The 6,456-nt window shown below is 60.9% G+C and carries 6 protein-coding genes; 4 read left to right on the top strand and 2 right to left on the bottom strand.

The features are described from left to right. Positions 1-18 precede the first annotated feature (18 nt). Positions 19-753, bottom strand: a complete 735-nt coding sequence (locus DBR46_RS26250; protein ID WP_124528743.1) for a hypothetical protein — start codon at positions 751-753, stop codon at positions 19-21. Positions 754-988: 235 nt separating this feature from the next. Beyond that, the gene (locus tag DBR46_RS26255; protein WP_124528745.1) at positions 989-2,488 is read right to left on the bottom strand and encodes a CoA-acylating methylmalonate-semialdehyde dehydrogenase; all 1,500 of its coding nucleotides are present in this window, start codon (positions 2,486-2,488) and stop codon (positions 989-991) included. 109 nt (positions 2,489-2,597) lie between these two features. Here DBR46_RS26255 and DBR46_RS26260 point away from each other — a divergent pair, with 109 nt between their 5' ends. The 4 genes from DBR46_RS26260 to DBR46_RS26275 all read left to right on the top strand — a co-directional run bounded on the left by DBR46_RS26260 (position 2,598) and on the right by DBR46_RS26275 (position 6,308). Continuing rightward, the gene (locus DBR46_RS26260; RefSeq protein ID WP_124528747.1) at positions 2,598-3,536 is read left to right on the top strand and encodes a LysR family transcriptional regulator; all 939 of its coding nucleotides are present in this window, start codon (positions 2,598-2,600) and stop codon (positions 3,534-3,536) included. Positions 3,537-3,604: 68 nt separating this feature from the next. Then, positions 3,605-4,549 carry an ornithine cyclodeaminase family protein gene (locus tag DBR46_RS26265; protein WP_124528749.1) on the top strand — a complete coding sequence of 315 codons (945 nt, stop codon included), beginning with the start codon at positions 3,605-3,607 and terminating at the stop codon, positions 4,547-4,549. After that, positions 4,546-5,679 carry an FAD-binding oxidoreductase gene (locus DBR46_RS26270; RefSeq protein ID WP_124528751.1) on the top strand — a complete coding sequence of 378 codons (1,134 nt, stop codon included), beginning with the start codon at positions 4,546-4,548 and terminating at the stop codon, positions 5,677-5,679. Before DBR46_RS26265 ends, DBR46_RS26270 begins: the two co-directional genes overlap by 4 nt. Further along, positions 5,679-6,308 carry a transcriptional regulator gene (locus DBR46_RS26275; protein ID WP_124528753.1) on the top strand — a complete coding sequence of 210 codons (630 nt, stop codon included), beginning with the start codon at positions 5,679-5,681 and terminating at the stop codon, positions 6,306-6,308. Before DBR46_RS26270 ends, DBR46_RS26275 begins: the two co-directional genes overlap by 1 nt. The last annotated feature ends 148 nt before the right edge of the window (positions 6,309-6,456 follow it).

The following is a 6,456-nucleotide window of genomic DNA, read 5'->3' on the forward strand; positions in this document are numbered from 1 at the left end:
AGTGGGCGGGGAAGTCAGTTATCGTGACGCAGGGCTGGTTTCATCTTCTTTATAAGCCGAAATCAGCATGTAGAGGGCGACCAACAAGTAAACCAGCGTCAGGACGGCCAACCAGAAAACGCCGTATCGGGCCATATGCGCGTCGAGGCCAATGACATCCTCAGAGACTCGAACCTGTGCCACGCCATCGCTGTAGCCGATGTGTACGTCTTTCTCCATGAGCGTTTTCAGATCACCCTGGAAATAAACCCAGACCCTGTAGACGCCGTTTTGCACAATCGCCGGAATCTCCACGCTGCTCAGCAAATCCGGTTTGAGGGTATCGATACGTGATTCGTCCCGGATCTGAACGACGCCTTTCTCAGGTAGCTTGATGTGCACTTCCTTGATCACCTTGCTGCCGGTGTTCCTGAGGGTGATCAACAGCCTGACGGGGTAGTGGTCAGGTCCCCTTTCGAACGGAGCGTCGAACAAGGCCCGATAGGGCGCCTGGCTCAGGTCAACGATCTTGTTGATCTGTTCGTGGCTGAGGGCACCGTTGCCGGCCTGCTTGATGTCGTCGTACAGGCGCGTGTAATCGAGGTGTTCCTTAACCGTATCCAAGCGCTCGGTGAATAGACGTGGCGCACTGTCGTATTGGTAGGAAAGATCGGCTTCGAGTCTGTTGTCGTCCTTTAGCACCATATAAATGGTCAGGACTGACAGCAGTGCCCCCGGCAAGGCCAGCAATACTCCGAATTTTACCCAGCTCAACGTGGCATTTCCCTATTGATTGATTTGACGGTGTTCGCTCGCCGGGTGAGCGTGCCAAGTTCCTTCAAGTAGGGCAAGCGCCGCGCGCCTGGCGCAGGGGCATGTTCTGGAGAAGCGCAAAAAATGTGGGAGCGGGCTTGCTCGCGAATGCGGACTGTCAGTCACCAATATTTCGACTGACACACCGTATTCGCGAGCAAGCCCGCTCCCACATTGGATCTTCTACAACCTGGGGTTATTTGGAGACCGGCATGGCGAATTCGGCGCCTTGCTCGATGCTCTCCGACCAGCGCTGCATGATCGACTTCTGCTTGGTGTAGAACCGCACACCCTCAGTGCCGTAGGCATGCATGTCGCCAAACAGGCTTTTCTTCCACCCACCAAAACCATGCCACGCCATCGGCACCGGAATCGGCACGTTGATGCCGACCATGCCCACCTGGATACGCCGCGCGAACTCGCGGGCGATGTTGCCGTCGCGGGTGAAGCAGCTGACGCCGTTGCCGAACTCGTGGTCGTTGACCAGTTTCACCGCTTCGCCGAAATCGCTGACGCGCACGCAGGCCAGCACCGGGCCGAAGATTTCTTCGCGGTAGATGCTCATTTCCTGGGTCACGTGGTCGAACAGCGTCGCGCCCAGCCAGAAGCCATTTTCCAGGCCGGCCTCGGTCGGCACGTAGTCACGCCCGTCCAGCAGCAGTTGGGCACCGGCCTGCACGCCTTGTTCGATATAACCGCTGATGCGTTCCAGGGCTGCGCGGGACACGATCGGGCCCATCTCGGCTTTCAAATCGCGGCCGTCGGTGATGCGCAGTTGCTTGGCGCGTTCGGTCAGGGCAGCGATGACTTTGTCACCCACATCCCCCACCAATACCGCCACGGAGATGGCCATGCAGCGTTCGCCGGCACTGCCGTAGGCGGCGCCCATCAGCGCATCCACGGTTTTTTCAATATCGGCGTCGGGCATCACCACCATGTGGTTTTTCGCCCCGCCCAGGCCTTGCACGCGCTTGCCGTGGCGGGCGCCGGTTTCGTAGATGTATTGGGCAATCGGCGTAGAACCGACAAAGCTCACGGCCTTGACGTCCGGGTGTTCGATCAGCGCATCCACCGATTCCTTGTCACCCTGCACCACGTTGAACACGCCTTTGGGCAGGCCGGCTTCACGCAGCAGTTCGGCCATGAACAACGAGGCGCTTGGATCGGTCGGGCTTGGCTTGAGAATGAAGGTGTTGCCCGCCGCGATGGCGATCGGGTACATCCACATCGGTACCATCACCGGGAAGTTGAACGGCGTCACGCCCGCGACAACGCCCAGCGGCTGGCGCATGGTCCAGTTGTCCATGCCCCGGGACACCTGGTCGGAGTACTCACCTTTAAGCAGGTTGGGAATGCCGCAGGCGAATTCGAGAATGTCGATGCCACGGTCCACTTCGCCCTGGGCATCGGTAAACACCTTGCCATGCTCGGCAACGATAATGCGCGCGAGGTCGTCTTTGCGCGCACGCAGCAGGTGCAGGTATTCGAACAACACCCGCGCGCGGCGAATCGGCGGGGTGTCGGCCCAGCCGTCAAAAGCGGCCTGGGCAGCGGCGACGGCTTCGGCCACGGTCTGGCGGCTGGCCAGGGCGACGCGGCCGGTCTTTTCGCCGGTGGCCGGGTTGAAGACGTCCTGATAACGGTCATCGCGGGACACGCGCTGGTCGTTGATGTAGTGCTCGATTGTAGTTGTCATGGCAGTCGATCCCAGGTGGATAAGCGTTGGACACACGATAGGCTTTCGCTTTGTTCCAAACCAGAGCAGAATCCTGAACTTATTGTCCACCCGCGCGAACAATCAAATCATGGAAAAAGCTGAGATCGAAGGGCTCTGGACCCATATCCACTGGCTGTCGGTACTGGAAGAGCACGGCACCTACACCGCCGCCGCCGCGCGTCTGGGGGTGAGCAAGTCGGCCGTGAGCCAGCGCATTTCCGACCTGGAAAAGGCCACCGGTACAAGCCTCGTCACCCGCACGACACGCAGCGTGCGCCTGACCGATGCCGGCTTGTCGCTGACCCGCGAAGTGCGCAGCGCCTACGCGCAAATCGCCCGCAGCTTCTCGTCGGTACGCGACTCGGTCGGAGAAATCCGTGGATTGGTACGTCTGACCGCACCGGTGGCATTCGCCCGTCAGCAGTTGGTGCCGCATCTGTCGGAATTTTTGCAGCTGTACCCGCAGGTGCGCATCCAACTGGATGTGTCGGACGCCTTGAGTTCACTGGCGGCCGAAGGCTACGACCTGGCCGTACGCCATGGTTTCCAGGTGCCGGAAACCCATGTGGCGTGGAAGTTGTGTGATACCGGCTCAGTACTGGTCGCGACTCAGGACTACCTGCAACGCCACGGTGAACCGCGTGAGCCCGGCGATTTGTCCACGCATAACTGCCTGTTCTACCCACGCGGCACCGACCAGCCCGCCTGGACCTTCGAACGCGGCAGCAAAAACGTTGAGCGCCTCACCGTGCCCATCTCCGGCAGTTTCGCCACCAACAACAGCGAAGCCCTGCGCGATTCCGCCCTCAACCACCTGGGCATCGCCCTGCTCCCGGATTTCAGCGCCCACGCCGCGCTGGCCAGCGGCAAATTGGTGCAGGTGCTCAAGGACTGGACACTCAAGGGCGCGTTTGCCGATGAGATCTACTTGATCCGGCCGTATTCGCCCCATGTGCCGAAGTCGGTGAGTGTGTTGGTGGGTTATTTGAAGGAAAAACTGTCGGGCGGATTTCGCTTCGTGGGATGAGGTTTGCCTCTTGCCCATCAGGACTAAAAGTCCATAATGGACAAATAAGTTCAGTCACGGAGATTCCCATGCCCAGCACGCCTCAAGTGATCAACCAAATCCAGGCTCGCGAACTGCTCGCCCAAATCGATGTGCCCGACATCCTGCGCAAGCTGTTCCGCGACCTGGCCGCCGGGCAGGCGGTGCAACCGGCACAGCAACTGGTGGAATTCCCACAGGGTGCCGGCGACTTTATCAACTACTTGGGCGTGCTGGCTGAGGACGGTGTTTATGGGGTCAAGACCTCGCCGTATATCGTGCGTGAACAAGGACCACTGGTGACGGCCTGGACGCTGTTGATGTCGATGCACACCGGTCAGCCGCTGCTGTTGTGCGATGCCGCCGAGCTGACCACCGCACGCACTGCCGCGACGACGGCGCTGGCGGTGGACGCATTGGCGCCGTTATCCGCGCGGCGCCTGGCGATTATCGGCAGTGGCAAGGTGGCCCAGGCCCATCTGCACTACGTGAAAAACCTCCGGGACTGGCAAAGCATCAGCCTGTTTTCACCTAGCCTGGCCAGTGCCGATGACACAGCCATCGCACACCTCAAAAGCCTCGACCCACGATTGAGCATTGCGCCGAGCAGCGATGCTGCGCTGGACGCCGCCGACGTGATCCTGCTGTGCACCTCATCGGCCGGCCCGGTGATCGATCCTGCCCGCTTGAGCAAACCGGCACTGATCACCTCCATCAGCACCAACGCCCCGCGCGCCCATGAAGTGCCGCCGCAGTCGCTCAATGCCATGCAGGTTTTCTGCGACTATCGCCAGACCACCCCAGGCTCGGCGGGCGAGATGCTGATCGCCACGGAACAACACGGCTGGGACAAACGCCACATTGTCGGCGACCTCCCCGAATTGCTCAGCGAACACGTACAACGCCCGTCCTACGACCGTCATGTATTCTTCCGTTCCATCGGCCTGGGCCTGGAAGACATCGCCCTGGCCAATGCCCTCTGGAGACACCTATGAGCCACGCAGACTTCATCATCATCGGCGGCGGCATTGCTGGCGCGTCCACCGGTTTCTGGTTGTCGCAGCACGGCAAGGTGCTGGTGCTGGAGCGCGAAAGCCACCCGGGTTATCACTCCACCGGGCGTTCAGCGGCGCTGTACACCGCCGCCTATGGCACCCCGCAGGTGCGCGCGCTGACCCTGGCCAGCCGGGAGTTTTTCGACAATCCGCCAGCCGGGTTCTGCGAGCATCCATTGCTCACGCCACGGGGCGAAATGACCGTGGACTTTATCGGCGATGCCGCCGAGTTGAACGCGCAATACCTGAGCGCCAAGGCCACCGTGTCGCAGGTTGAACTGCTCAGCGCCGACGAAGCCTGCGCCAGGCTGCCGATCCTGCGCCGCGAAAAAGTCCATGGCGCACTGTATGACCCGACCGCCAGCGATATCGACACCGACGCGCTGCACCAAGGCTATCTGCGTGGCATCCGCCGCAACGGTGGCGAGGTGCTGACCGATCACGCCGTGCAGGGTTTAAGCCGTGATGCCGCAGGCGTTTGGCAGGTACAGGCTGGCGAAAAAACCTACACCGCCCCCACCCTTATCAACGCCGCTGGCGCCTGGGCCGACCACATCGGCGCAATGGCCGGCGCCACGCCCATCGGCCTGCAACCCAAGCGCCGCTCGGCCTTTATCTTCGCCGGCCCCGAAGGCGTCGACAGTCACCACTGGCCGATGCTGGTGGCGCTGGACGAATCCTTCTACATGAAGCCCGACGCCGGCATGTTCCTCGGCTCGCCGGCCAACGCCGACCCGGTGGAGCCCCAGGATATCCAGCCCGAAGAACTGGACATCGCGATGGGCATCTACCAGATCGAAGAAGCCACCACCCTGACCATCCGCCGCCCAACCCGCACCTGGGCTGGGCTGCGCAGTTTTGTCCCGGATGGTGATTTGCTGTCCGGCTACGATCCTCAGGTGCCCGGCCTGTTCTGGGTCGCGGCGCAAGGCGGCTACGGCATCCAGACGTCGCCGGCCATGGGCCAGGCCAGTGCGGCACTGGTACGCGGCGCGCCCTTGCCGGAGCCACTGGCGCGGTTCGGCCTCGACGCTGGTATGCTCTCCCCCGCCCGCCTGGAGCCCCATTGATGAACAGCGCTGAACAAGAACAGATCATGCAGAACTTTCGTGCGATGGCCGACGCCATCGCCACGTTGTTCTTTCCCCACGCCGAAGCGGTGCTGCACGATTTGCGCTCGCAAAAAGTCGATTACATCGCCAACAACCTGTCGAAACGGGCGATTGGCGACGACTCGGCGCTGGAGGACATGCTCAGTGATGACGTCAGTGACGTAAATATCGGCCCGTATGAAAAGCTCAACTGGGACGGCCAGAAGATTCGCAGCCTGAGCACGGTGCTGCACGACCACAAGGGCCGTCGCCTGGCGGTGTTGTGCATCAACCTGAATATTTCGCTGTTTGAAAACGCCAAGGCGGCGCTGGATTTGTTCCTCTCGCCGAGCAAACTGATCCCGCAACCGGACTCGTTGTTTCGCGATGACTGGCAGGAGCGGATCAACACGTTTTTGCATGCGTGGATGCGGGAGCGGCAGTTGAGCTTGAACCTGCTGACTCGGGATCATAAACGCGAGCTGGTGTTGGCGTTGCATGCCGAGGGTGCGTTCAAGGGCAAGAGTGCTTCGAACTATGTGGCCAATGTGTTGGGGATGGGGCGGGCGACGGTCTATAAGCACCTCAAGGAGCTGAAGGGCCTTTGAGCATATAGCTACTTCCTGTGGGAGCTGACTTGTGTGGGAGTTGGCTTGCCTGCGATGGCGGTGTGTCGGTGTGTCGGTGTACATATCCGTTATTTAGGTAACGGCCACCTAGGGTTCCGCTCTTACAGCGGGTCACTTTTGGAAAAGA

This window comes from Pseudomonas sp. KBW05 (assembly GCF_003852405.1).
GTDB lineage: Bacteria > Pseudomonadota > Gammaproteobacteria > Pseudomonadales > Pseudomonadaceae > Aquipseudomonas.

Coding starts and splice junctions, on each gene's coding strand:
- DBR46_RS26270 (WP_124528751.1), top strand. CDS start 4,546: ATGAGCCACGCAGACTTCATCATCATCGGCGGCGGCATTGCTGGCGCG.
- DBR46_RS26260 (WP_124528747.1), top strand. CDS start 2,598: ATGGAAAAAGCTGAGATCGAAGGGCTCTGGACCCATATCCACTGGCTG.
- DBR46_RS26255 (WP_124528745.1), bottom strand. CDS start 2,488: ATGACAACTACAATCGAGCACTACATCAACGACCAGCGCGTGTCCCGC.
- DBR46_RS26275 (WP_124528753.1), top strand. CDS start 5,679: ATGAACAGCGCTGAACAAGAACAGATCATGCAGAACTTTCGTGCGATG.
- DBR46_RS26265 (WP_124528749.1), top strand. CDS start 3,605: ATGCCCAGCACGCCTCAAGTGATCAACCAAATCCAGGCTCGCGAACTG.